The organism is Methylobacterium sp. WL19 (assembly GCF_008040005.1).
Taxonomy (GTDB): domain Bacteria; phylum Pseudomonadota; class Alphaproteobacteria; order Rhizobiales; family Beijerinckiaceae; genus Methylobacterium; species Methylobacterium bullatum.
Map to the genome: position 1 here is coordinate 1 of NZ_VRVC01000282.1, position 966 is coordinate 966.

1 protein-coding gene is annotated in these 966 nt (G+C 71.3%); it reads left to right on the top strand.

All coding sequences use genetic code 11. From position 1 onward, the window contains the following. Window positions 1-40 precede the first annotated feature (40 nt). Window positions 41-966: pseudouridine synthase (locus tag FV220_RS25090; RefSeq protein ID WP_246689545.1), on the top strand; the 926-nt coding region annotated here is incomplete at its 3' end.

The window sequence follows — 966 nt, forward strand, 5'->3', positions numbered from 1 at the left end:
CGCCAGGGGCGGCGACGCCCCCCTGCGCCGCAAGGCGGCGTTGCCGCGGCCGGCGGCCAAGGCCGCTGAGGCGGGTGCCACCGGTGATTCCGATTCGGCGACGCCCGAGGGCGACCGTATCGCCAAGGCCATCGCGCGCGCCGGCATCGCGTCCCGCCGCGACGTCGAGGTGATGATCGCCGAGGGCCGCGTCACCCTCAACGGCAAGGTGCTGACCTCGCCGGCGATCAACGTGACGGATGCGGACGAGATCACCGTCGACGGTGAGCCCCTGCCCGCCCGCGAGCGGACCCGGCTGTGGATCTATCACAAGCCGCGGGGCCTCGTGACCACGGCACGCGATCCGGAAGGGCGCCAGACCGTCTTCGAGGCCCTGCCCGAGGACCTGCCGCGCGTGGTCGCCATCGGCCGCCTCGACATCAACACCGAAGGCCTGCTGCTGCTCACCAACGATGGCGGCCTCGCCAAGGTGATCGCCCATCCCGATACCGGATGGCTGCGGCGCTACCGCGTCCGCGCGCATGGCGACACGAATCAGGCCGAGCTCGACAAGCTGCGCAAGGGCGTCACCATCGACGGCATGGATTACGGCCCGGTGGACGCGGTCCTCGACCGGGCCTCGGGCGACAACCTCTGGCTGACGCTGGGCCTGCGCGAAGGCAAGAACCGCGAGGTCAAGCGCATCCTCGAGCACCTGGGTCTGGCCGTGAACCGGCTGATCCGCCTGTCCTTCGGCCCGTTCCAGCTCGGTGACCTCGAAGTGGGCCTCGTCGAGGAGATCCGCACCAAGGTGCTCAAGGAGCAGCTCGGCCCGACCCTCGCCGATCAGGCCGGCGTCGATTTCACCAGCCCCAACCGTGAGCCGATCGCCCCGTTCGGTTCGCCGAAGGCCGCGCAGCAACAGACCAAGCAGCCCGCCCGCAGCGCCTCGGCCGCCGCGGCGCGAAGCGCCGGGCGCAGCTACGA